This window comes from Bacteroides sp. MSSM.1001136sp1_RTP21357st2_D2_RTP21359_211015 (assembly GCF_040913205.1).
Lineage (GTDB): Bacteria > Bacteroidota > Bacteroidia > Bacteroidales > Bacteroidaceae > Bacteroides > Bacteroides ovatus.
This window is the reverse complement of the sequence record NZ_JBDFVF010000026.1, coordinates 28,952-53,863: the sequence shown is the minus strand read 5'-3', so window position 1 is coordinate 53,863 and position 24,912 is coordinate 28,952. Positions and strand designations below refer to the sequence as shown.

Sequence of the window (24,912 nt, the reverse complement as noted above, 5' to 3'; positions counted from 1 at the left end):
GATTATCAGATGCGATATATTTGTAATTAGGATTCGTACCGTGTTCCAAGCGGTTCATAAGTAACGACTTGCGGAGTTTTGGCAACAAGGGGATGCGGCTCCGTTTTATAGAAATGACTTATGCAAACCGACTTATCCATTTACAACAGTCTTCGCCCTTCCTTTATAGAAGGCGTTCACGCCGTGAAGTTCAATGCTTTGTCGGCGGTCATATCGCGTTACCGGGATTATGCCCGCAGTTCCGAACAAATAAAAGCGTACTCGGGAGATTCTCTGCTGATGCGGGACATCGCCTCCTTGCTTGACGAAGCACCCCGTCCCATAACGAGGGAATACCAGGATTTCACCCCGTTCCTGCTTCTTCTGATGCTTTCGGAGGAATTTCATGTCGTCCATTACGTCGAGCGTCTTGTAACGTGGTATTTCGGCTACTGTTGTGTCGATGAACTGCGGACGGTTTGCACCATTCTGTCCGAGTGTTCCTACCCGCATCACGACACGCTGCGGCTGCGGTTCAAGAATTACCTGCGTGAAGCCCGTAAGACATTGGGTATGCCCGTTGAATGTAACGCTGCTGTCATGCTGAAAATGCTCGACGCCTCTTATGAACATCTCACTCCCGCCGATGTCGGGGAGTTCGAGGAGCTGTTGCACCTGGGGGACGATTACGAGTTCATCTCCCGTGTCAAATCGAATTATCTTGCCTCGGATAACGTCACGGAACTCGCCGGGGTTTGCGGGTATTCCAGCACGATTACCTTCCGCCGGCGTTTCCAGCGGGTTTTCGGCTGCTCGGCCTCCTCGTGGTTACGTCAGCGCCGTATCGAACGTATCGGGGAGTTGTTGCGGACGACACACTACACGTTGCAGGAAATAGCCTACATGTGCGGTTTCTCCGCCCAATCCCACTTTACGGACTTTTGCAAGCGGAATATGGGGAGCAATCCCACTTCCATCCGCCAGGAAGGTCGGATCTGACATTAAAATCGGCTCCGTGATAAAAAAACGAAGAGAAAGATAAAAATCGTAATCCGCCGGTTTTTCGATTCGCTAACTTTATACGCGAAAGTAACAAGACGGATTATGATTGCATTTATAGAAAAATTAAACAGCGAAGTCCTGCGGAGTATCGAACGTATCGAATCGCGGGATACCGACGTGTTGAAAAAGTCGCTTGAAGCGTCACGTGTCCTGGGAGAAGCGTTCGACCGTTTGAAACAATATATCATCGGCTACCGTTTTCAAAACGATGACGAGGAAATAAAGTTCTTCAAAGAAATCAAACCCCGTCTTTTTTGCCGTCTGATCTATTACCGCAAGCTCTACAATATCGAGATGAACCGTCCGGTAGGAAGTATCGAGGCACAACGGGAGTACCTGGACGCCCATGTTCGGGCCATCAACGCGTACACGCAGAAACGCCTCGACTTTATCCGCTATTTCCGCAGCGGCGCTACACACCTGGACAGCCTCTATTTCCTGCGCGGGCAGACCGACACGGAGCAATACCTGGAAACCTTCTACTATGAACTCGACCCGCAGTTTTCGACAAACGCGGATTTCAAGGTGGCGAAAATCCTGGCCAACGATATGTTGTCGGTTTATCTTATGGGCGAATTGGAATCACTGGAGAGCACGAACCTCCGGAACATGGTTCTGCCATTGCCTGACGTGCGTCCGACATGGCAGGACTCGAAGACGGATCTGACGGAACTTATTTACCTGCTCGACAGTAAAGGCTGTTTCGGCAATGTGCCACTCACGCAACTTGCCAGCTACATTTCCAACGCTTTCAACGTACACCTCGACATGAACCTTTCGAGGACATTCTGCGATATGAAAATCCGAAACAACCCGACACCGTGGCTTGACAAGGCGAAAGAGGCCCTGCTTAAACGTATGCAGACGTGGAAGCGAAACAAGAAAAACGGCAATTCCGAGTAGAACATGAACCGGTAAAGCACTCTATTTCTTATAGAAGCACTGATAATCAGCGTTGTATATAACAAAAGAACCGAGGTCGGTTTTCCCCCGTAACTCTCGAAAGGAACTTTCCCGAACGCCCGTATTTGCACCCGTATAAGGAGCCGATACGGGTGTTCCGTTGTAGCCCCGTCCGGATTAGAACACCGTTAAGCGTTGAATCACAGTATGCTATCGCATTTCTGCCAATAAAAATACCGAGTACGGGCCGCGGATTTCGGTAAAAAACACTGCCTTCTTCACCGCATGAACCGTTGAGAATCAGTTCACTGCAAATTATCAAAAAAAAGTCGTACCGACCTCGTTTTAAGCTGTCCATATAAGCCCGACCTTTGTAACAGACTAAAAAACAAAGGAGTATGAAAATCATAGTGATCGGTTCGCGAGCCTATAACGAGCTTGTCGGGCGTATAGAGAAAATAGAGGCTGCAATCGCCTCTCTCCCTGAAAAGGGGCGTGCATGGAATAAGGAGTATATAAACGACGAATGGATGGACGGCGAGCAGGTCTGCCGTTACCTGGGCATCAGCGGGCGTACCCTTCAACGCCTCCGCTCGGATCACGTGATCACCTATTCGGCCATCAACCGGAAGCTGTATTATTCCCTCACGGAAATCCGCCGTGTGCTGAAGGAGCGTTCCGTGCGGCGCAAAAACCGACCAAAGGAGTAGGCCATGTTTCTGGATAAGGAATATTTCGACGGATGGATGCAGCGGCTCTCGGAACGGCTGGAACGTATTGAGAAGCTGTGCGCGGGGGATGTGGAGCAACCGCTTTCCATCCTGCCTGACGGGGAGCGTCTTCTGGACAATTACGACCTGTGCCGTATGCTCAATATCAGCAAGCGCACACTCCAGCGTTACCGCACCTCGGGAGAGCTGCCTTACGAGATGATCTATCACAAGACCTTCTACCGGGAATCGGACGTCCTGCGGTTCATCGAGCGTAACTTCAGTAATTTCCGCAAGCTGAAAAAGGATCGTCCTGCCGGTTCCGGTTAGGCCCTGTCCCGAGAGTCCGGCGTCATGGAAAAACGCGGAGATACATGGAATAAGGCACGACAAGGCGGTACAACCGTTCGATATTTGCCGTAAAATCAGTATGTTTGCACTTGGAAGCCTATATAATAATGAACAATGAAAGAAACAGATAAAATATATCCTGCCGACAAAGGGGAGGAAGAGCTACTGCATAACGTGCGCCATATCTTGCAGGAAGCGCGCGCGAAGGTGATACATCATGTCAATTCGACCCTCGTGAGGGCTTACTGGCAGGTAGGGAAATATATAGTGGAGTACGAGCAGCAGGGAACCGGCCGTGCCGGATATGGCAAGGCTGTCATCAACACCCTTTCCAGGCGGCTCGTGGCGGAGTTCGGAAACGGGTTCACGGCCACCAACCTGCGGTACATGAGGCAGTTTTACCAGTGCTACCCGAAATATCACACGCTGTGTGATAAATTGAGCTGGTCGCATTGCCGCACGCTTCTCAAGGTGTCGGGCGATGCCGCCCGTGATTTTTACCTGCACGAGTGCGTCAAGGAAAACTGGAGTGTCCGGCAGCTCGACCGCCAAATCAACACGCTTTTCTATGACCGCTTGCTGGCCAGCCGAGACAAGAAAGCCGTGAAAGAGGAGATTTCCCGTACCGAACCCGGGCGTGTCGAACCCAAAGAGATCATCCGCGACCCGTATATCCTGGAGTTTCTCGGTATCCCGCAGGGAGAGCATTTTCTGGAAACCGATCTGGAGCAACTGCTCATCAGCCGCTTGCAGCGCTTGATGCTCGAACTCGGGAAAGGCTTCGCCTTCGTCGCGCGACAGAAGCGTATCTCCTTCGACGACAAGCATTTCTACATCGACCTGGTCTTTTACAATTACCTGGCCCGCTGTTTCGTTTTAATAGACCTTAAATCCGGGGAGCTGACCCATCAGGATTTGGGGCAGATGCAGATGTATGTCAATTACTACACCCGTGAGTTGATGAATCCCGGGGATAACCCTCCGGTGGGTATCGTCCTCTGCGCGGAGAAAAACGACGCGGTCGTCCGTTATACGCTGCCCGAAGATGAAAAGCAGGTCTTCGCCGCCCAGTACATGACCTATCTTCCCACGCAGGAGGAGCTGCAAACACTCTTGCAGGAAGTGTGACAACAACGCTCATGGGCATATGAAAAAAGCCGACGGAAATCTGTACTTCCGTCGGCTTTTCGCTTACATCTTAATCCCTTTCTTCGCGGGGCCGTTCTCCGGCGGGCTGCCCACGCCCGCGATGACGATGCGCCCCCCGGAGGCGTCGGCAATCTGCCGCAGCCGGGAAGGAATACGGGCCGCCGTGTTGTCTTCCTTCGGGAGCTCTTCCGCCGTGTCATGCCGTTCCCGGCACACGTCGTTATCCTCCTCCGCCTCCTTTCCCTCGCTCTCTTCTATCGGTTTGAGGCTTTGCTGTATCCTGCGGTCTATTTCCGTCAGGTCAGTTTTCAGGGCCGTCAGTTCGGGCTCCTTGCGCCAGGAACTTTCCACCACTTCCCGCAGGACGGGAATATCTTTCTCCAGTTCCTCGTTCTTTTTCCGGAATTTTTCCAGTGTCGGCTCGATGGTCGCGAGCGCGTGGATGAAGTTCATCGCCGCCAGTCGCGGGTCGGAGGCGATATTCCCGTAGTTATACTGGTATAGATAATCCCCTTCACCCCGGACATAAAAACGGTTCTGCACCAGGTCGAGCCCGTCTTTCCCGGTCGTTTCGCTCTGGACGAGCAGTTCGAACCCGTAGAGGCTCCCGATGGGTTCGAGCCTGTCGAGCGTGCGTGCCGTTTCGGCGATACGGTTGAGCTGTTTCCCGATGAGCTTGGGGTCGGAGGTTTCCAGCCCGTTCAGTTTCACGGGATTGCGGTACGAGCCGTCCTCGTTGAACTCGACGCGGGCCTTGAAGTGTTCCAGATCCTTGCCGATACGCCGTATCAGGTCGTTGTTCTTCTCTATCTTCTCCGTGATCTGCTCCAGCTTGTAGCGGCTCGATGATTTGCCGCGCACGAATGCCTGGCGTTCGCTTTCGAGCGTGGCGATCTTCTTCTCCAGGCGGGCCTTGTCCAGCAGGTCTGTATTTCCCGAGAGGACGGCTACATACTCGGAAAAATTCATGCCGCTTTTCTCGTCGATGGCCCCCTCGTCGATGGTACGGCTTCCCATGTTGTTGGTCTTGAGCTGGCGGATGAACAGTTGCTTGTTGTGCAACAGCCCGAACTTGTAGGCGTCGAGCGACTTCTCGACGGCGTATAATATCACGTCCACCTTGTTGTCGGCATGGAGTTTGGCGATCTCGTTCCCGGTGCGTATTCCCCGCCCGTCGCGCTGCTCCAGGTCGCTGGGACGCCAGGGGCAGTCCAGGTGGTGTATCGCCACGCAGCGTTTCTGCGCGTTCACTCCCGTCCCGAGCATCTCGGTCGATCCGAAGAGTACGCGGATTTTTCCGGCGTTCATACCGGCGATCATCTCCTTGCGCGCTTTTTCCGAGGTCGCCTCCTGGATGAACCGCACCTCGCTTTGGGGTATGCCGTAATCCTCCGCGAGTTTACGCCGTATCTCGGAATAGACGTTCCACCCCGCTCCGGGTTTGTAGGTTCCCAGGTCGGAGAATACGAACTGCGTACCTTTGTACGCCTCGAAACGGCGGTAGTAACCGGCAATCATACGGGCGCAGTGGCTCGCCTTGTTGTCCACGTGGTCGCTGTATAGTTCGGGGTCTATCATACGCATATCGAGCGACATCTTGCGGGCGTAGTCTGTGGCAATGAGCATTTTCGCCTTTTCCTCCCGCTCCGAGAGCGGCAGGCGGCCCAGGAGCGTGGCATCGCCCGATTTGGCGAACTGCACCAGTCGTTCTATGAACTCCGTCTGCTGGGGTGTCGGCGGGATATTGTGCAATATCTCGTTCTTTTGCGGTCGGTCGATCCCTATATCCTCCGCCGAGCGGTAATCTGTAATCTCGGAGTAGAACATGGCCAGTTCGGGAACCTTGATGAAATATCGGAACCGTTCTTTCTGCACGACCTCGTTGGTCACGGAAAACTCGTAGTCGATGGTTTTCTTGGCAAATATGGCCGCCCAGGCATCGAAGGTGCGGATATTCTGACGCTCCAGCTCCTTCGGGCGCAGGTACTTGAAAAGCAGGTACAGTTCCGTGAGCGAGTTGGAGATGGTCGTTCCCGAGAGGAACGTCGCCCCCAGGTCGCGGCCCGTGCGCTGCTGTATGGTACGCAGCGCGAAAAGCATGTTGAGCGCCCGCTGCGACCCCTCGGGATTTCCGAGGCCCGCCACCCGGTCATGCCGGGTCGTGAAAGTCAGGTTCTTGAATTTATGGCTCTCGTCCACGTAGAGGTGGTCGATACCCATGAGGCGGAAGTCCACGGCGTCGTCCTTGCGTGTTTCCAGCGCGTGCGCCACCTTCTGCAACTTGGCTTCCAGGTTGGCCTTGCGTTTCTGACACCCTTTCATCATGGCGCGGGAAACGTCCCTGCCTTGTGCTTTGAGCACTTCGAGGTTCTCCTCCACACAGTCCAGCTCGGCCTGCAATATCTCCTGCTGTATCTCCGGAGACTGGGGTATCATGCCGAACTGTTCGTGCGAGAGGATCACGGCGTCCCAGTCGTTGTTGCGTATCTCCCGGAAGATGCGCTCACGCTTCCGGGGCGTGAAATCCTCCTTGCCCGGGTAGAGGACTTTGGCCATCGGGTAAGCGGTACAGAACGTCCGGGCTATTTCATGGATGTTGGCTTTCAGCCCGATAATCATGGGTTTATTGGCCAGCCCGAGGCGTTTCTTCTCGTAGGCTCCGCAGCACATGATAAGGGTCTTTCCGCCGCCCACCTCGTGGTCGATTATCCCGCCGCCGAGCAGTTTGTCCATCCATATCGCGTCCTTCTGGCTGTCATACAGATTGTCTATTCCCAGCCCCTTGAGGTCGAGGTCGGGGAATTCCTGGTGCGTCCCGTCGTACTTCGGGCGCACGTAACAGTTGAAAGTACGGTTATAGAGGTCTGTCAGGCGGTCTTTGAAGTCGGACGACTGCTCGCGCAGCCATTCGGGGAAAGCACCCCGGATCTCGTCTATCTTGCTGTTGGCGAGCTGTATGGCCTCCCCGTCACGCACTTTGACCTCCCGCCGTTCGCCGTCCACCCATTTGAGGACGGTCTTGGTGATGTCGGGCGAAGTGTTTTGCAGGGCGTGTTTCAAAAGGTGCAGGCCGTTGTACTTACGGGTCTGCGCGCTGACGGCATACTGCTCCGTGATCTTCACGTTCGTCGCTTCCGCCTTCACGCCGTACTCGTCCAGGTTGGAGGCGAAGGTGATCTTCACCTCCGTATCGAAGAGCGAGGAGGCGAAACGCTCGTAAACACCTTTTGGAATCCACCGTTCGCCCAGGTTGAAATCCAGGTCGTCGAAAGCGATGGGTTTGGGCGTCGCCTCGCGCAGAGCCTCCAGCGATTCCCGGGCCGGGGCGTGGTCGGGATTCTCCCGCAGGAACGCCTCGATCCGTTCGGCTTTCCCGATGACATTGCCGGCGATGAACTTGTCGGCAACCTCGTAGCCGTCCGTTTCCGGGTTGTAATAGATACGTCCTTTCAGTTCCCCGAGTATTCCCTCCACGGTAGTTCCCGTGAGCGAGGCCATGTAGTGCGGTTCCACCCGGCCGTACTTGTTCAGGCTGGCCACAAGGGCCTCCGAAGCGTCGTCGGCGTGCGTGATCTCATCGGGATTGAAGGCCACGGGACGCTCGAAGATGTCGGCTTTGCGTGCCTTGCCGTCGATGTAACGCTCCAGCGATAGAATCTCCGTCCCCCGCGCGTCCATCTTGATCAGGTCGAGGTTGCGTTTGTCATTGAGCCGTCCGAAGCGTTCGGTGAAATTGTCGTAAAGCCGGTTGAGCATCTCCCGCAGGGCGGGGTTCGCCGTCAGCGTTTCCGCCTCGTTGTTATAAAGGTGGTAATAGGCATCGCGTATCTCGATATACATGGAGGCTTTCGTCCGTTGTGCAGGCGTGAGTTCCAGCGGGTGGAACATGGGTTGCAGGGATTCAATCCCCCGCAGGTAGCCGACCCGGTTTTGTCCGTCCGTGACGAGTGTCCCTTCGCGGAAATAGGGGGCGACCTCCCCCTTGAACGGTCGGGGTTTCATATCCGCCTCCCGTATCTGCGGCATTTCTTTACCGGGTTCTTCCTCCTCCGGATTGTCCGGCGTGTCGAACAAGCTGCCCGTTCTCGGCGTACCGGCGGCTTGTTTCCGTCTGTCTTTCGGGGCTTCCGTCGGGGGGCGTACCGCCTGCCGTTCCCGCTGTTCCGGGGTTTCCTGCAGCCGGGCGCTTTGCCGGCGCAGTTCCGCCCTCCGTTCCGGGGTAAGCGACATCATCATCTCGTAAAAGCCGTTGATCGGCGGGTTGTCCTCCCAGTTCAGGGAGGCATACAAGTCTTCGGGATCACGCTCCGGTGGCGTCGCTTTCGGCATTTCGCTCTTCTGTTCCTCCGGAGAGGAGGCCGGGGCGAATAACGAGGGTTGCCGGGGCGTCTTCCGCTTTGCTCCCCGGCGGCTGTTCCTTTTCTTGGATATACCGAGTTCTGCCTGCCGCCGCTCCTCGGCGCTGAAGCCGAACAGATCGTAGAGCGTCAGCAACGGTTCCTGCTGCACGTTTACCGGTTCGGCAGCTTGGGTGGCAGGTGCGGGAGCCGCCGTTTCCACCGTGTCGAAAAGCGACCCGGCGAAGCCCTCCCGCGGTTTCGGTTCCGTTATTCCGCCCACGTGCTGCACGGGAGTATCTGCCATGCCGAAATCTTCGGGTTTCGGCGGGTGCTGCTCCCACAAGCGATTCTCCCGCTCTTTCGACCAGGCCCCGAAGTCGGCCAGATCCTCCCCGGTCGGTTCTCCGGCGGGTGTGGCAGCAGAATCCGGTAACACTTGTCCGGGTTTGTTTTCGATTCGGGTAATCTCCCCGGTTTCGGTATCGACATGGTAGCCCTGTGCCGCCATTTCGGCGACGACGCGGCGTTTTTCCTCCTCTTCCCGCTGCTGCTGAAGGTTACGGGCATCGGCGATAATCTCCTTGACGATTTCTCCGGCAAGGCGGGGCTCGTGTCTTTCGGCACGCTGGCGTTCCGCCTGACGGGGACGGGACAATTCCCGCTCCGGTGTACCGGGTGTCTGTTCCGGAGCATGTTCCAGGCAATAACTCTCGTTGAAATGCCGGTTGAAATCCTCCGAGAGCATACGCCGCATCTCCCGGTCGATGCCGTCCACGCCCTCCGCGTGGGTGAACTCCATCGCCGGTTTGCCGTAGGGGTCTTTGCCTACTTTGGCCTCGGTATGGATCACCCTGTCGAACGACTGGAAAAGGTTGTTTATCCGGATGCCGTTCGACAGCTTGCGGGATTCGATGAAATCCCGCTGCCGTTCGGACAGTTCCCCCGTGGCGGCTTTCTTTTGCAGGATAACCAGGTCGCTGCCGACCTCCGTCCCCGCGTGTTCTGTAAAGAGGTTGTTCGGCAGCCGGATGGCCGATACGGGCTCGCAGCGGTTCATCAGCCACTCGCGCACGGGGCGTCCCTGCTCGGCGTTCAATACTCCCTGCGAGGTGATGAATGCCACCAGGCCGCCCTCGCGTACCATATCGACGGACTTCATGAAAAAATAGTTGTGCAGCGCCCGTGTGCCTTGCCGCCGCACGGGGTCGGTATGGGTGGAGAAGAACGGGTCGAAGAGCGCCACGTCCCCGAAAGGGATGTTGCTCACGGCCACGTCGTAGTAACCGGCGTATTTGGGTTCGATACGTTCGAATCCCTGTACCCGCACCCGTTTTTCGGGGTGCAGGTGCTTCAGGATCAACCCCGTGGCGGGGTCTTTCTCGAAGCAGGTGATCTCCGCGTAGGGGTCGTGGAAATCCACGGCATTGACGAAAACCCCCGTTCCCGCGCTGGGGTCAAGAATACGTTGGGGGGCGATCCGCGTATCCCATATCGCCTCCACGATGGCGTCTGCCACTTTCGGGGGCGTGTAAAAAGCCGTCAGGACGGAGTTCTTGATCCCGTCCATGTAGCGCTTGTATTCCCGTTCGTCGGGGGTGTTCGCCCTGATGACCTCTTGCAACTCGGCCACGAGCGTTGCCATGCCGTCCTTGTCCGGTTTCCCGGTGGGGTTTTCCAGCACTTCCTTGATGGCGCCGAAGCCGCTGTATGCGCCGAGTGTCCTTTCTTCTTCGGGAGTCGGCGCCCGCCGTTCCCTGTCGAGCGTGAAGGCCGTCTTCAGCGCGTCGATATTCTGGCGGAGGTGGGTTTTCTTATTGAATGCCATCTTCGAGAAGTATTTGGACGGTTCCCGTCAGTTCGGTATAGAACAGTTCATAGTCGGGCGTGTCGGCGAAGTCGTCCGTGAGGTCGTACTTCTCCAGCACCCCGCGGCAGAGGGGCAGCAGGCGTAGAGCCGCCTGCCGGGCGGTATCCTCGGGAATCTCCGCCTCGAATTCCCTCCAGAGGATGTTTACCAGCGTGTTGTAGGGTGAAAAGTGCAGTCCGCGGCAGAGTTCCTCGCGGGCAATTTCTTCGGCCTCGATGTGGTTGCAGCCCGAACGGATCGCCTCGCTGTACGCTTGGGCGGCGCTGTCGGCCCGCTCGGCGATGAACTCACTTTCGGCGATGAGTTCCGGGTGGCTGTCCTTGAGGTAGGATAGTAACGAAAGTCCGTAATAGGACAATTCCCCCGTGGGGGTATGGTGTTGCTTGTCTGGCATGATAAGAATTTTTAGTGGTCGTTGATAATCGGGGAAGAGAAAGGCGCCCCGGGTTCCCACCCGAAGCGCCGACCACTGAAAAAATCCTTATCAAACAAGCGTATCTCGTTATGACAGGTCTTTTCCAGTGGCAAAGGTAACGATTATTTCCGTTTGTTCCTCTTTCCCTGCCTGGGAGTATCGCGCGGTTCGAAAACGAACGAGGTCTTGAACTGGTCATCGAGCGTGAGGGCCGCGTCGAACGTCCCGCCGCCGTTTTTGACGAATCCCCGGATCGTGCCGGTTTTGCCTTTGGTCAGCAGTTCCGCGAGCTGCTTGTCGGTCAGCTCCTTGCGGGCCACGGTTCTCCATACGGTCAGGCCGCAATCGGGATTCTGACACTTGGCGAGTTTGGGATAGAACACCACGGGCCTGCCGCAACGCGGGCAGGCTGTGTCACTCTCCGCGCCGTCGATTCTTGCTTCCAGCAGTTCTTTGGCGATTTGCGAGGCGAAGACCTCGATACCGCGATGGAACGTCGGGGCGTCCATCTCCCCGGTGGCGATCTTCGAGAGGGCCAGTTCCCAGCCGCCCGTCATGGCGACATCGGCGATCTTCTTGTCCCTGACCACGGCATACACGGCCAGTCCCTTGTCCGTGGGTACAAGCGACTTTTTCTCTCGCCTGACATACTCGCGGGCAAAGAGCGTTTCGATGATGGCGGCACGGGTGGCGGGCGTGCCGATGCCGGCATCCTTCATCGCCTCGCGTTCGGCCTCGTCGGACAGTTCGCGTCCGGCGGTTTCCATCGCCGCCAGCAGGCTCGATTCCGTGTGAAGGGGGCGCGGCCGGGTCTGTTTCTGTTCCGTGCCGCATCCTTTGACGGGCAGCTCGTCGCCTTGCACGATGTCGGGAAGGAGGGTCATGTCCTCCTCTTTCTCCTCGACAGGTTCATTCAGGACGGCCCGCCAGCCCGTCTCGACCATGATACTGCCGCGGGCCGTGAAATCATGCCCCGCGCTTTGCAGGGTAAGGGAAGTGTTTTCTTTCACGCAGGCCCCGGAAAAGGTTTCGAGCATCCGCCCCGCGACCATCTCATAGACGATGCGGTGGTCGGCATCCAGTTCGGAGGGGAGGTTCTCGGTGGGAAGCAGCGCGTGGTGGTCGGCGATCTTTTCGTTGTCCACGCTTCGGCGGGAGAGAGATGCGGTATCCATCAGGCCCGCGTATTCCGCGAAACGGGGATAGCGTGTCATGTTCCCGATGAGTGCCGGAATCTCCTCGGCCACATCTTCCGATATATAGCGTGAGCCGGTACGGGGATAAGTGATGAACTTCTTCTCGTAAAGCGACTGGGCGATGTCGAGCGTTTTTTCTGCCGAAAAACCATACCGGCTGTTGGCCTCTTTCTGGAGTGTCGTCAGGTCGTACAAGAGAGGCGGCTGTTCCCTGGCCTCCTTGCGCTCCACGTTCACGACGCGTACCGTTCGGGCGCCGATAACCTCGGCGCGGGCTGCTTCCGCCTTCTCCCTGCCGTCGAATTTCTCCGTGGAGAGGACGGTGAACTCCGTGCCCTCCTTTGCCGTGGAGAGCTTCAGCCGGAAATAGGTGGCGGGCTTGAACGCCTTGTTCTCCAGGTAACGGGAGCAGATGATCGCCAGCGTGGGGGTCTGCACCCGTCCGAGCGACCAGACGCCCCGCCCGGCAGCCACGGCAAGCGCTTGCGAGGCGTTGATACCGACGATCCAGTCGGCTTCGCTGCGGGCTTTGGCCGAGAGGTAAAGGTTGTCGTATTCGTTGCCAGGGCGGAGGTGTTGTAACCCCTCGCGGATGGCCCGGTCGGTCAGGCTGCTGATCCATAACCGCACGAAAGGGGTGCGGCATTCCAGGTAAGAGTAGATGTAGCGGAAGATCAGCTCCCCTTCACGCCCCGCGTCGGTCGCGACGATGATGCGCTCGGCCATGCCGAACAATTCCCGGAGAATACCGAGCTGCTTCACGACACCCGGGTCGGCCTTATACTCTTTACCCTCCCGAACCTGCCGGGGCAGGAGGATGAACGATGATGGCAGGATAGGCAGGTTTTCCCGGCGGAAACCCGCGATGCCGTACTGTTGGGGCATTGCCAGCCCGACCAGGTGGCCGAAGGCCCAGGTTACGGCGTAGCCGTTTCCCTCGATAAAACCGTCTTTACGGTTCGTGGCTCCCACGATGGCGGCGATCTCACGCGCCACCGAGGGCTTTTCTGCGATAATTACTTGCATGATGATTCGGATTTTTCAGTGGTTGTTTTCTTGTAGTTCTTCTTCTTTCTCTTTTTCCGGACGGGCGATCAGCCGGCGGTCGTAATAGACATGGTTGCCGTTCCCGTCGTAATACTGCCGTCCGTCGTCCGCCTCCTCCGGGGGGCTGCGTTTACCCGGCCGGAGGTACAAGGCGGCCAGCGCCGCGATCAGGAGCGGCATGGCTCCGGCCTGCATGTAGAACCATTTCATACGTTATACCTTGACACCTTTGGAGTTGCTCTTTTTGCTGCTGCGGTAATTTTTCTTCTGCGTCGGGGTGGCTTCCTGCTGTCCCTGCTTGAGCGGCTCTTTCACACCTTTGACCGCTTCGACGGTCTTGCCCTCGGAATTGACGGCGACCTGGGTACGGCTTTCAACGGCGGGTTTGACCTCCGCTCCCTGCCGTTTCGCACGGTCGGGATTCCAGCGGAAGAAGTCCATCTTGTTACGCTCGAAGTTGGGCTTGACCCAGGCGTTGAACGGCTCACCCTGCCCGTCCTTGACCATGCCCTTGATGTAGAAAGCCTTGACATCCGCCCGCTTGGAGGGATCATTCACCGCTTCCGTCCACTGGTCATAAGCCTCTTTGGGCACGGAGGCTTTGAGGATTGTCCGGTGAATCGTGAGCGTGGGCTGTCGTTCGGAGGCCGTAGTTTCCTGCCGTCCGTTTTTCTCGGCGGCCTTCTGGCGGTAAATCTCCTTGTTCTCCTGGGCGTAGCGGTTGCGATCCAAACCGTCGTAGGTAAAGGAATAGTTACGTTCGGCCGCGTCGATTTGGATATAGGCATCCCGCTTATAACCCGCGCGGGTGGTATATCCTTCGAGCAACACCTTGCCGCCGCCGTAGAAATCCATCTGCTTGCCTTCCGAGAGGTCGGCCTCCTTGATGCGGGCACGTTTTTCGAGTAACGAAACGGGCATGGGTTCCAGCGTGTTCGTCCATTTGTCTATCGACACGTAGCAGGGCGTGAGCTTGCCCGGCTCCAGCTCCAGGTCGATCACTTTCCCGGCATGACGGGTGTTCATCAGGTTCGTTTTCGCCTCCTCGTCGAGCAGCACCCCGTGGAAGGGGGCGTCGAGGTCGGGCCGTTCCTGCCAGTAATGCGGCACGACGCGCAGCGAGCCGTCCGCCTGCTCTTCGAGCGACACGCGCCCTTTGGTGGAAACACGCATCCCGTTCTCCAGTTCGGGGTTCATCTCCACCAGCCCGTTGGATTTATGTCCGTAAGACATGGCTTTCAGGTGCGGCTCGATGTCCTCCATGCGGATACCTTTCTTCTCCATATCCGCCAGGTCTATCTTCGTGACGTCCAGCGGCTCGAACTGCCGCTGCTCCTGCGTCTGAAGCCGTTCGGAGGGGTCGATACGGTAATTTTCCAGAATCTCCGGGTCGAAGTCGATGCGGATAAGTTTGTTCAGGGCATTCTCCGTCATGACGAAGATACCCGTGTGGACGGGGTTCTGGGCCTGTTCCATGAACTTTTTGAAGAAGGCTTCGAGGGCTGAATCCTGCGTGTTCACGTTCAGCAGGCTCGCCACATTCTGATCCGTGGGGTCGGCGGTCTGGATATTGCCGTCCCGATCCACGCCGGTAACGGCTTGCAGTCGTCCGTCGTCGGCATTCTGAACGAGCATGACTTGTTTAGCGTCGTTCTTTACGTTTTCGTCCATAATTACGAGTGTTTTTAGTTAGCACCAATAGCGATGCGGGAACGAAAGTAAGGGGAACCGGCTGAACGTAAAAGAGTTGGAAAGGCTATGGAAGCATCGGGCACAGAAGTGGCCGCTTGTGGCGCAGGGCAGAGGAAATCGGAGAAACGGAGTGCCGGGAAGGACGGATTTGGCAGAGGGTATTTTCGTGGCTCCTCACCTTATTGTCAGGTAGTCGGGATCTATTGTTAAATGTCAATAAAGCGCATGGATAACCCGTGTTTTTTTATAAATTTGCGAAAACGGGTTTCAATATCCGACAAAACGTGAGGCATGGAAATATATACCCCAAAAACCAAGATCAAACTTTCTCCGGTGATAAGAAACGGGAGAGAATTTGTCGAAGTGACTTTCGGTAATGACAATGACATCCGCTTGTCGCTGTCGAAGGAAGAAAACGTACTGCTTGTCGGCGGCAGGGCTTATCTGCCGGCAGAAGATTTCGTGCTTGCCGAGTTCTTCGACCGCTATGTGAAAATGGCGTTTATAGACTATTCTGCCATCAAGGAAACCGCACCCCGTAAAGAGGAAGACAAACGGCCGCCACTGCCGGAAGGCTATCTGGAAAAACTTCAGCAAGTGCGTTACAGTGACCATACCGTAAGGGTATATACCTCCTATTTCCGCGATTTCCAACAGCATTTCGAGGGGCGTAAGATTGAAACGGTTACCCCCGGCGAGATAAACGACTACCTGCTGTATCTCATCCACGAGAAAAACATATCCTCCTGCCAGCAAAACCAGCGTATCAACGCCATCAAGTTCTATTACGAGAAAGTTCTCGGTCAGGAACGGCGGTGTTACAAGGTGAACCGTGCCAAACGGGAGAAGACGCTGCCCGACGTGTTGAGCAAGGAGGAAATAAAGAAGATACTCGACGCGACGGTGACAGACCTGCGCTTCTTCTGCATGTTCTCCATACTCTATTCCGCAGGATTGCGCATCAGCGAACTGCTGGAACTGAAACCCGGCGACATCAACGAATCCCGCTCCCTGATACGGGTGCGGCAGGGTAAAGGAAAAAAAGACCGCTACACCCTGCTATCAAAACCGTTGATGAAAAAGCTGACGGAATATAACAGACTATACAAACCGAAAGTGTGGCTTTTTGAACACAGACCGGGCGAACCTTTCACCGAGAGTATCGTGTCGAAACGGCTGAAGGCAGCGGCCCGGGAAGCGGGAATCACGAAACGGATTTATCCGCACCTGCTGCGCCATTCGTTCGCCACCCACTTGCTGGAGCAAGGAACCGACATCAAGATTGTGAAAGAGCTTATGGGACATAACAACATCAAGACAACGGAAAGGTATGTCCACATAGCCGACACTTTCAAAAGCAATATCAAAAGCCCGTTGGACGATCTGTTGATGGAGGAAGACGAGGTCTGATACTTAAAGAAAATAACAGCCAAATCGGCTGATAGTATAACATTATCAATCACGAAAGAAAAAATGAAGATTTCGGAATTTAGACAACGATATATTGAAGCAATGAAAATGTCAGAACGGTCAAAGATTGCTGAATTGTTCCGACTGGCAGATGATTTGGAATCTGTTGAAAAGACAGAAGAGAATTATCGCATATTGAGCGATGTATTTAGCTATTTAGGCTATTATACAAAAGCCTATCATTATCTATCAGAGGTTGCCAATCCCCAAGACATGAAAGATGCTAAGAAATTGTACCATCTTAAAGATCGCTTAGAATGTGAAGGTGATAGATACGCCTCAAAACGTCCTCGAAAGGCGAAAGACTGTTCTATCAAAATGCCGAACTTTAAATATTGTTCTCAACCGTTGGAAGCTGGAGTGTTTGAAAAGGTTGATACACCAGAAGTATGTGATTGCTGTGGAAAAGGAACATCTGTAATATATTCCGGTCCTTTTTATAGCGTTGAAGATATAAATGTTCTTTGTCCGAAATGTATTGCTTCGGGTAAAGCATCAAAAAGATTTGATGGCGAATTTGTGGATTATGCAATTCTTTCCTCTACTATTTCAGAAGAATACAAAAAAGAATTATGTTGCCGAACACCATCCTACAATGGGTGGCAACAAGAATATTGGCCTGACCATTGTGGGGATTTCTGTGAATTTATCGCCTATGTCGGTTGGAAAGAAATTGTAGAAATGGGATTAGAAAATTCGGTTGAGTTTACTTCTGAATCAGAAGGCTATTCAGAACATAAAGAACACATCATCAATGGTAGTTCATGTCAAGGTTATTTATTTCGTTGTCTGAATTGTAAGAAATATATCCTCTATGTGGATTGTGATTAAAGAGATTGATAACAAACAGCACTACCGACTGAATAAGCGGAACGCTGCCAAACATTATCAGTCATTAAAACCAGTAGAACATGGGAAAGCAATTTGAATTCTATTCGCATAAAAATGATGATGAGATGATTGCAAATACGCTTAGAAGTGTATTTGGAGAGTTGTTGTGTGTCCCACATTATAAAGGAGATTTATCTCCTTTTGACATTTGTGCTAATGACCGGAAGATGTATTTGACCGGAAAATCTTTCCAACAATATATATCATATTATACACATGAATATTATGATGGAACAACAGCTGAAGTATTGGACTATGTGAAAAGTCCAGTTTTAGAATATAGAGTTCCTTTTCAAAGGGAAGATATGGCATACATTGCTGGACGTTTTTATTGCTGTTCTGATAATAATGATTTTTCTCAAATGGTTTCCAAGTTTTTTCGTAAAATCAAAAAGAAATTTCTATACGTGAAATTTTGGAAGTGCTATATATCAAACAGCATAGATGTGGAAGCATCTCAATTCTTTATACCGAATAGAATAATTACTATAAATAAAGAAGATTTGAAATAAAAGTGACTGATAACAAGCACCTGTGCCACCTCACGGCGGCAAGCTGCAAACCATTATGAACAATTAGAGTACACGATATGAGAAATGAAATTTTACAGTTGAAAGATTTAGGTCGTATGCCTAATGAAAGCATCAATGATACAGAGAGTATTGATGAATTAGTAAATACTTATGATGCCTTATTAGAACAAATACAACTTCCCATATCATTTGATGAAGCTATGGTGTTGGTACAAATCTTTCCTGAAAATGCTTTTTATGATTTGCAGTGGAGTTTATTAAAACTTGTAGAGTCTGTTTGCGTTGATGATGAGAATAAGTATATTCAGTTAATAAACTCTTGCCCAAGCCAAGAATGGCGGGACACTCTAAATGCTCGCTATGTAAATTATAAAAAGGCGCAAGAGGTAAAGTAAGTTCATAACAAACCGGGATAACGGACTAACGCCGTTCCCCGCTAAACCATTATTCGCAAAAACAAATGGAAGAAAAAAACTATATATCAAACTTTGATTGCTCGCTTTGGCAAATTGATGATTGGGGACTATATACAGCCAAATCCCCTATCTATATCAATTCTTTGGGCAGCGATTTTAATGTGTGGTTTGATGTGGACGGCGAGAGTTTTCCTACCGACAAACAGCTTGTTGCATGGGCGGGATTTTGCAATATTAATTCAAATGAAATAAAAGAAATGATGATTGACGGTCTTACAAAGTTAGTAGATAAAATGGATGTCCTGCCAAATGATGTAGAGCCGGAATTTGGTCCGATATATAGACCTATGGCGATTTCGAGAAATGCCAAACGCTCTATTGAGGCTGTAAGACATAGTAGAAAGACATTAGGTAAAGTGGCAAAATCCACCTTAAAATGCAATTCGGTTGTTGTACCGTTACAAGATAAAGCTCCAGTTAGATTTATTGTAATGAACTTTGAAATTGGTCGTCGCCCTTATGAAATGGAAGCTGTTTTTTGTAATGAAAGGATGCTTATGGTCGGTGAAAACTCTGGCATTTGGACTCGCCTTGAATGGATAAATGAGTTTAATGTTCCAATGTTTAATATTGGAACGGCATTACATCCATATTGGCGACCCGAATAATATGCGAATAACATGCACCTGTTCCGCCTAACGGCGGCAAGCTGCAAACCATTACCGATTAACAATGACAATATGAAATGGTATAAAATATACTTGAATGGAGAAAATCGAATATGGAAGAAATGTATTACATATTCGTGGGAGTTTATATATGAAGATAAAGAAATTAATTTTCAAAGAATTATAGATTCATCTTCATCGGAAAGGTATCAGATAAAAGCTCTTATCAAAGGTAAGGGGCTAATCGCTAAAAGTATATCTGGATTTGGGCAAATAAGAATGCCAGAATTTGCTGAAGTCAGCCATTTGTTTCTTGTCAGAGAAGATATATTGAATATAAACGAATTGTCCTCCATAAAAGGAATTTCTTTAAAAAGGGTTTCAGTATATGGAGATTTCCCACTTGATTATATGGCAATTATTTTTAATGAAGTAATTGATTGTGTTGACAATATTCATTCCAAACGAGAAGAATTTGAATGCATGAGTACACTTGTGTTAGATATGTCTAAAATACCTTCATCTGTAGATGGGTTCTTTTTAAAAGGGTGGAATAAATACGGTTTTTATAAAAACATTGTCAATGAAAATATGAAAATGCAATTACTTCATTTGTATAAGGCAAATGAGTTTTTAAAATTTAAAGAAATAGAAATAAATGGCACATCGGTAACAAATGGATAAATCTCCGTAAGAGAGATTATCCGCCGAACATTAGTCGCTTGAAAAATAAAAAAAGAAAATGAGTAAGATAATGATATGGGTCGGTCAATTCGATTCCGAAGCTGACTTTGAGAAATATATGGATCAATCGGCTTTCCGTCAATGGTGGAAAGATTACGATGAAGACAATAAGGAACTTCGTTGCCAGTTCTGTAAGGAGCTTGGTGTAATGAGCTATGATGAGGATTTTCTTATTATGAAATTCACATCTGACGGCTTGGCAGGATTACTCAACCTTATTCCTGCTGATACCCAAAAGATAAGTCTGTCGATGGCTGATAAAAATATTACAATGGCAAATGCTGTTATCTGCTATAATTGTCGTGAGGGTATATCTCCTAAAAAGGCAGAGAATACCACAACCATGACTTATCTTGGTACGTTTGAGTTTGAACTGTCGCCTGAAGGAATGCAAGGGTCTAATGCTGGATTAGAATATATGATTTGGATTGGCACAACCGCTAAAAGTCGGGAAGAATTTATGGAGTATTTCAATCAAGATGAGTACATGAAAGAAATACGAGATTACGAAGAAGGTCGTACAAAGAAACGTCCCAATCCGGAACATCGCTGTCAGTTCTGTAAAGACGTTAATATAAAGTATTACTATCCAGAATTTCTAACTGTGGAAATTAAGGATGAACCCGAAAATCCTTTTAATCTTGTTAGAATGATGATTGATAACAAACTTGTCCTTGACTGGTATATTGAATCCGATATTGATGAATACCACATAAAGCCATCAAATTGTATTGTGTGCTATATACCCAATGGTTTCAAGGACAACAAAAGGAATCAGAAAATCTTTATTAAGAAGAAAAATTATGATTCATATGAAACACCTAAAAAATTTGTGGATGAATTAGACAGTTACAACGGTATTCAATATTTGGAAACTTATATTGCAGAATAAAGCGACTAACAAACGGATAAATTTCCCTTAAAGGTCGATTATCCACTGGACATTAGCAACTTTACAAACTAAAAAGAATATGAGTGACCAAATAATTTTTGATGTTGACGGACTTATAGAAGCTCAAATCCGTCAGAGAGATAAAGACTACGCAAAAGTCTGTTGTCAGAACTTATTAAACTACGCATACGGAAAGGGGCTTTTGTGTGATAATCCATGTGATAATGAAGGAAACCTAATCATGCCTTCAATTATTAAGGAAAGTTCTTTAACAGAAATTGGTAAACATATTTTTGTTGAATTGCTATTTAAGTGGTTTGCATACACAGATAATGAAAGTGGAAAAATTGACAGAAAAAATAACATCAAAATGTTAGAGAAGTATTACAATCAACTTTTACAAAAGATTGATAGAAAATAGGTTGCTAACAAACAGATGAAACATTGAAGGCGGTTTATCTGCCGGACATTACTAACAAGGAAAAAATAATATGTGTCAATACAAATCAATATGCAATCCTATAATAGAGCTTACAACACTTTTACAGAGTTGTGGCTTCACAATAGAAAAACAAGAACTTAAAGATTGGCATTTCAATGAGTTTGAGATTGTGATGAAAGGAAAGAAATTACAACTTCCAATGATAGATATAGAAGGTATAGAACAACATAGCGACAATATATATTGTTGCAAATGTCATTGGTCTGTTGTAAAACTAATAATGAATTGACACAATAAAATGTTAGTAACAAGCGGCTTAACCTCCCCTGAAAGGTCGGTTAGCCACCAAACATTATCGTTTAATATGGTAAGTAGAAAAGAAACAGTAAAAAGTTGTTGTGTGAATATACTTGATGATGTAAAAAGAATATTAGCGCAACCTTTTGAATGTAGGAAGACTTCTCTTCCTGATGGTGCATTACATAATGTACAAAAAGAATTGGAAAATATGATTAATGCGATTGATAAAGATATTTACTCGTTTACACCAAGTTATGGCAAATATCTAATAGATTGTTGGCTTGGAGATGAATTAGTAGATAAACTTCTTGATGTTTCTTGTCAATATGAAAAACTAATTAAGTTGAAATAAACGATAGCATACGGATTAATCTTCCAAAGGTCGATTATCCAACAAACATTATCGGTCTAAAAATTAAAATATGGATAGTAAACTTCAATTATTCGCTAAAGTGTTATTAAAAGAACACTATGATGAATTTTTAGAAATGATTCAGTTGTTCAATATAGATAAGAGAACCTTTGTCCTTCAACATAGGAAAATGTTTGAAAAGGGATGGTACGATACAAGCTCTGAAGACAATGAATTTAGTGAAGTAGATATTATGCTTTGTTTTGCTATAGTTTCTCACAGAATGGCAGTTATTGATTGGAGTGGTGAAGAATATTCAGGGCAGGTTAAGCGTTCCATTACGATGATGTTAAAGAATTATGGGATAGAACGTTTCTTATGGAACACTAAAAAGTTTGAGGATTCTTTGGATTGGGACAAAATTCGCCGAGGTGACTATTTGCCTTTGTTGTTCCAAGCTATGAACAAGCAACTTAACAGAGGCGGTTATTCCATTGTGTTTTGTGATACAAAATCGGATTGTTTTCGTTATGCAATATTACCAACTGCCGAGTTTGTGCAATTTGAGAATACGGAATTAGATGATTATCTGACAATCATTAGTCCTAAGATTTACAATATATATCTTGCAGACAAGGGAAATGAATTGCCTAAAATTATGCTGTACTTAAAAAAGAAATTTTCTGTTCCACTAAGTGAAATCAAGGAATTTTGTTCAAGAGATAAAATTTTACTTGGAATAGGGAACTCTATAATTGTGGATGAATATCGAAAAGAAATTGAACAACTTGGAGGCAAGATTGAAACAGAAGAAATAGACCGATAACAAACAGCAAACCGATTGAATAAGCGGAACGCTGCCGAACATTAGCAACCCCAAAAAGATGAAAATGATTGGAGAAACTATAAGAACTGAATTTGAAGCATTGAAAAATGACTTTGAAACCATAAGGCAACAAATAGAAGACGATGTTGTCAGGACTGAGTTGTATAAGGGCGAGTTTTATGAACTTACTCCATATTCCTATCAGCGTAATGGTTGCAAACAAGGAAAACCTGTAAAGCGTCCTGATACAATAAAAAGCACCAAAAATCTTTGTATCTACGGATTTAATAACCAAAATCAAATCGTAGAAGTTAAGGTTGGTTGTTCTATTGAAAATCAGTTTTATCACACTTTCCTGTATTATACAGACAATCTTGTGAAAAGTATTCTATACGATAATGGAAAACATTTGATGAATGTATGCCATTACTTTTTTGAGGGCGGAAAGCTGAAACGGTCACAGTTATGTGGTAGGTATGGTTGCCGTGAAGAGAATTATATCTATAAAGAAAATGCTTTGACACATATTGAAGTCAAACAATATGATATTGAGGGTAATAGTGGTAATGATTTAATTCATATATTCCAATATCAAGACGATGGGGCTTTAGAAAGTATTACCAAATCATTTCCAAATGGATATTCTGAAATAATCTATAAAACGAAAAGAGGTTGCTAACAAGCGGCTTAACTACCCCTGAAAGGTCGGTTAGCCACCAAACATTAATATTAAAAGGAAACACTATGATACCTGATAAATTGAAAGATGATTTTAATTCATTGAGAAATATGTTTGATGAATTGAAAAGAGAAATTGATAAGAATGTTGTAAGGGAAGAGAATTACAAAGGTGAGTTCTACGAAATATCCCCTTATTCTTATCAAAGAAACAGGTTTAAGCAAGGGAAAATAGTTGGAAATGTAACTTCTCTCAAAACAACTAATAACCTATTTACTTATTATTTCGATGTAAAAAATCAAATTATAGAAATCCGAGAGGGCTTGGAACTTAAAAATCAATTCTATTACACCTTTTTCATTTATGAAAAGGAACTCATGAAAACTATTGCATATGATAATAGCAAACGTATTGTGAATGTCCGATATTATCTATATGGAAGTAATGGTAAAATAGAGAAAATGTATTCAAAGGGTTCTCGTGGAAGTAGAGAAGAAACATATTTTTATGAAAATGACCGCCTACAAAAAATAGTTATAAGACAATTTGATAGAAATGATATTGAACAGGATACGTTACAACATTCATTTGATTATAAGTCTAATGGAGAATTAAAATCTATTATTCTTTCGACAGAATTATATTCTGAAACAATCTATCAGGAAACATAAATTTAATATTAACAAGCCGGGATAACGGACTAACGCCGTTCCCCGTCAAACCATTATCAATTACAGTACGACAATATGAACTTTTACTTAATAGGTAGTTTAGAAGGATTTAACGATTTACGTTTTCCAAATGTGGAAGATTGGCAAAATTGTATGGGACATGCTGAAGGTTTACTAAAGCAGTGGAATCCTCCAGAGATGGAATATATATGGAAAAAAAGTAATAGACATAAACATTTTGATATATCACAATTTTGTAATCCTCTATTAACTATTAGCGACAAAGCATTAAGTATTTTAGAAAATATTCTTATCAAAAATGGAGAAATTCTTGATATAAAGTCGCCAAAAGGTTTTCATTTTTTTCATTGTACCAATATAATAGATGCTTTGATTGAAAAAGAATCGGATATAGTGTGGTTAGATAAAGAAAGAGGATGGGTGAGTTGTATAAATAAATTTGTGTTGGATAAAAATAAAATCCAAGAGCAAACTATTTTCAGACTTCCGAATGTAAATTGTCGCTATACTTTTTATGGGGATGAATTTAAGAACCTTGTATTGAAACATCATCTTCAAGGAATACATTTTGATAGATTCGAAACTATTATTATAAAATGAATGATTGTTTTAAAGTTTGTAATTAAAGTATTGATAACACGCACATCAATCACTTAAACAGTGATTATCTGCATCCTATTAAACATTAGAAAATGAGAACACCAATCATAATCCTGTTATTTGTAATCCTGCTTGCCGCAAGCTGCGGAGAGCCTCCCATGCCGCCGTCGGACGAGGAAATGATACGCCATTTCACCACGCACGAGGTGGCGTTCCGTAAGGTGTACGAAATCATGGCAGAGAGTTCAGAAGGTAGTTTTCACTACCCGCCGCTTTCTCCGGAAGAGGTCATTATACTTGATTCAACAGAACAAAGCGATACATTCCATGAAACGAATGACGAACAAGACATTCCGGTATATGGACTGTTGAAGCCGGAGCGAATCCTACTCGACTCCCTGTTATCAGAGATTGGATGCGGTTTTATCCTTGTTGATCGCAGGGAATGGGGAACGGCAGATTCGGTATATGTGAGCCTTGTTATGCCGTACTACTCCCACGGCATCGTGGATGCGGGAACGTCCAAGAGTTTCGTTTACGATCCCGGATTGAGAAGCCGTCGGAATATCCGTATCACCGAATATGGCGACCTGAACGAGATCTACCGCAGGACGTACAACGACACCACGCTTTACAAACCCATCAAGGGAAACTGGTACATCGAGTTAGACCATTCGATATAACGGCCCGGAGTTC

25 protein-coding genes are annotated in these 24,912 nt (G+C 48.5%); 20 read left to right on the top strand and 5 right to left on the bottom strand.

Features of this window, described 5'->3' with window-relative positions; genetic code table 11:
* Positions 1–120: 120 nt before the first annotated feature.
* The 5 genes from AB5217_RS16855 (at position 121) to AB5217_RS16835 (ending at position 4,133) form a co-directional block, all read left to right on the top strand.
* On the top strand, positions 121–978 hold the full coding sequence (locus AB5217_RS16855) for a helix-turn-helix transcriptional regulator (protein WP_004294809.1): 858 nt from the start codon (positions 121–123) through the stop codon (positions 976–978).
* A 105-nt stretch (positions 979–1,083) separates the two neighbouring features.
* Entirely contained in the window at positions 1,084–1,944 is an 861-nt protein-coding gene (locus AB5217_RS16850; RefSeq protein WP_004295489.1) for an RteC domain-containing protein, read from the top strand.
* Positions 1,945–2,342: 398 nt separating this feature from the next.
* Complete coding sequence (locus AB5217_RS16845; RefSeq protein WP_004303820.1) at positions 2,343–2,654, top strand: helix-turn-helix domain-containing protein; 312 nt, start codon at positions 2,343–2,345, stop codon at positions 2,652–2,654.
* 3 nt (positions 2,655–2,657) lie between these two features.
* Complete coding sequence (locus AB5217_RS16840) at positions 2,658–2,984, top strand: helix-turn-helix domain-containing protein (protein WP_004295487.1); 327 nt, start codon at positions 2,658–2,660, stop codon at positions 2,982–2,984.
* 135 nt (positions 2,985–3,119) lie between these two features.
* Positions 3,120–4,133 (top strand): YhcG family protein, encoded by a 1,014-nt coding sequence (locus AB5217_RS16835; RefSeq protein ID WP_004319206.1) that lies wholly within the window; start codon positions 3,120–3,122, stop codon positions 4,131–4,133.
* Between the two features lie 63 nt (positions 4,134–4,196).
* Here the strand turns inward: AB5217_RS16835 and AB5217_RS16830 are convergent, their stop codons facing one another.
* The 5 genes from AB5217_RS16830 to AB5217_RS16810 all read right to left on the bottom strand — a co-directional run bounded on the left by AB5217_RS16830 (position 4,197) and on the right by AB5217_RS16810 (position 14,690).
* A complete protein-coding gene (locus tag AB5217_RS16830; protein WP_368112774.1) occupies positions 4,197–10,319 on the bottom strand; it encodes a helicase-related protein in 6,123 nt (2,040 codons plus the stop codon).
* Positions 10,306–10,755, bottom strand: coding sequence for a DUF1896 family protein (locus AB5217_RS16825; RefSeq protein WP_004295482.1), 450 nt, complete (start codon positions 10,753–10,755; stop codon positions 10,306–10,308). Before AB5217_RS16825 ends, AB5217_RS16830 begins: the two co-directional genes overlap by 14 nt.
* A gap of 143 nt (positions 10,756–10,898) precedes the next feature.
* A complete protein-coding gene (locus AB5217_RS16820; RefSeq protein ID WP_004303817.1) occupies positions 10,899–12,998 on the bottom strand; it encodes a type IA DNA topoisomerase in 2,100 nt (699 codons plus the stop codon).
* A gap of 15 nt (positions 12,999–13,013) precedes the next feature.
* Positions 13,014–13,229 (bottom strand): hypothetical protein, encoded by a 216-nt coding sequence (locus tag AB5217_RS16815; protein ID WP_004319199.1) that lies wholly within the window; start codon positions 13,227–13,229, stop codon positions 13,014–13,016.
* Positions 13,230–13,232: 3 nt separating this feature from the next.
* Entirely contained in the window at positions 13,233–14,690 is a 1,458-nt protein-coding gene (locus AB5217_RS16810; RefSeq protein ID WP_007558960.1) for a DUF3945 domain-containing protein, read from the bottom strand.
* An 87-nt stretch (positions 14,691–14,777) separates the two neighbouring features.
* Between AB5217_RS16810 and AB5217_RS16805 the strand changes: the two genes are divergently transcribed.
* From AB5217_RS16805 to AB5217_RS16735, 15 genes are all read left to right on the top strand, one after another.
* Positions 14,778–14,921, top strand: coding sequence for a hypothetical protein (locus AB5217_RS16805; protein WP_007558962.1), 144 nt, complete (start codon positions 14,778–14,780; stop codon positions 14,919–14,921).
* An 81-nt stretch (positions 14,922–15,002) separates the two neighbouring features.
* Positions 15,003–16,121 carry a tyrosine-type recombinase/integrase gene (locus AB5217_RS16800; protein WP_007565622.1) on the top strand — a complete coding sequence of 373 codons (1,119 nt, stop codon included), beginning with the start codon at positions 15,003–15,005 and terminating at the stop codon, positions 16,119–16,121.
* Between the two features lie 63 nt (positions 16,122–16,184).
* Positions 16,185–17,012 (top strand): CbrC family protein, encoded by an 828-nt coding sequence (locus AB5217_RS16795; RefSeq protein ID WP_029427366.1) that lies wholly within the window; start codon positions 16,185–16,187, stop codon positions 17,010–17,012.
* An 80-nt stretch (positions 17,013–17,092) separates the two neighbouring features.
* Positions 17,093–17,584 (top strand): hypothetical protein, encoded by a 492-nt coding sequence (locus tag AB5217_RS16790; protein ID WP_004326133.1) that lies wholly within the window; start codon positions 17,093–17,095, stop codon positions 17,582–17,584.
* A 77-nt stretch (positions 17,585–17,661) separates the two neighbouring features.
* On the top strand, positions 17,662–18,000 hold the full coding sequence (locus AB5217_RS16785) for a hypothetical protein (protein WP_032581325.1): 339 nt from the start codon (positions 17,662–17,664) through the stop codon (positions 17,998–18,000).
* Positions 18,001–18,065: 65 nt separating this feature from the next.
* Positions 18,066–18,689: a hypothetical protein gene (locus tag AB5217_RS16780; RefSeq protein ID WP_138339929.1), complete on the top strand. Its 624-nt coding sequence runs from the start codon at positions 18,066–18,068 to the stop codon at positions 18,687–18,689.
* Positions 18,690–18,761: 72 nt separating this feature from the next.
* Entirely contained in the window at positions 18,762–19,373 is a 612-nt protein-coding gene (locus AB5217_RS16775; RefSeq protein ID WP_004319185.1) for a hypothetical protein, read from the top strand.
* Between the two features lie 58 nt (positions 19,374–19,431).
* Positions 19,432–20,325 (top strand): immunity 22 family protein, encoded by an 894-nt coding sequence (locus tag AB5217_RS16770; protein ID WP_005681356.1) that lies wholly within the window; start codon positions 19,432–19,434, stop codon positions 20,323–20,325.
* Positions 20,326–20,404: 79 nt separating this feature from the next.
* Positions 20,405–20,746, top strand: coding sequence for a hypothetical protein (locus tag AB5217_RS16765; protein WP_004295473.1), 342 nt, complete (start codon positions 20,405–20,407; stop codon positions 20,744–20,746).
* 421 nt (positions 20,747–21,167) lie between these two features.
* Positions 21,168–21,419: a hypothetical protein gene (locus AB5217_RS16760; RefSeq protein ID WP_004319180.1), complete on the top strand. Its 252-nt coding sequence runs from the start codon at positions 21,168–21,170 to the stop codon at positions 21,417–21,419.
* Positions 21,420–21,489: 70 nt separating this feature from the next.
* Positions 21,490–22,245: a hypothetical protein gene (locus AB5217_RS16755; protein WP_004295472.1), complete on the top strand. Its 756-nt coding sequence runs from the start codon at positions 21,490–21,492 to the stop codon at positions 22,243–22,245.
* Between the two features lie 58 nt (positions 22,246–22,303).
* Positions 22,304–22,924, top strand: a complete 621-nt coding sequence (locus tag AB5217_RS16750; protein ID WP_004295471.1) for a hypothetical protein — start codon at positions 22,304–22,306, stop codon at positions 22,922–22,924.
* A 65-nt stretch (positions 22,925–22,989) separates the two neighbouring features.
* Positions 22,990–23,595, top strand: coding sequence for a hypothetical protein (locus tag AB5217_RS16745; RefSeq protein ID WP_004295470.1), 606 nt, complete (start codon positions 22,990–22,992; stop codon positions 23,593–23,595).
* 75 nt (positions 23,596–23,670) lie between these two features.
* A complete protein-coding gene (locus AB5217_RS16740) occupies positions 23,671–24,216 on the top strand; it encodes an imm11 family protein (protein WP_176934519.1) in 546 nt (181 codons plus the stop codon).
* A 92-nt stretch (positions 24,217–24,308) separates the two neighbouring features.
* The gene (locus AB5217_RS16735) at positions 24,309–24,899 is read left to right on the top strand and encodes a DUF4948 family protein (RefSeq protein ID WP_004319175.1); all 591 of its coding nucleotides are present in this window, start codon (positions 24,309–24,311) and stop codon (positions 24,897–24,899) included.
* The last annotated feature ends 13 nt before the right edge of the window (positions 24,900–24,912 follow it).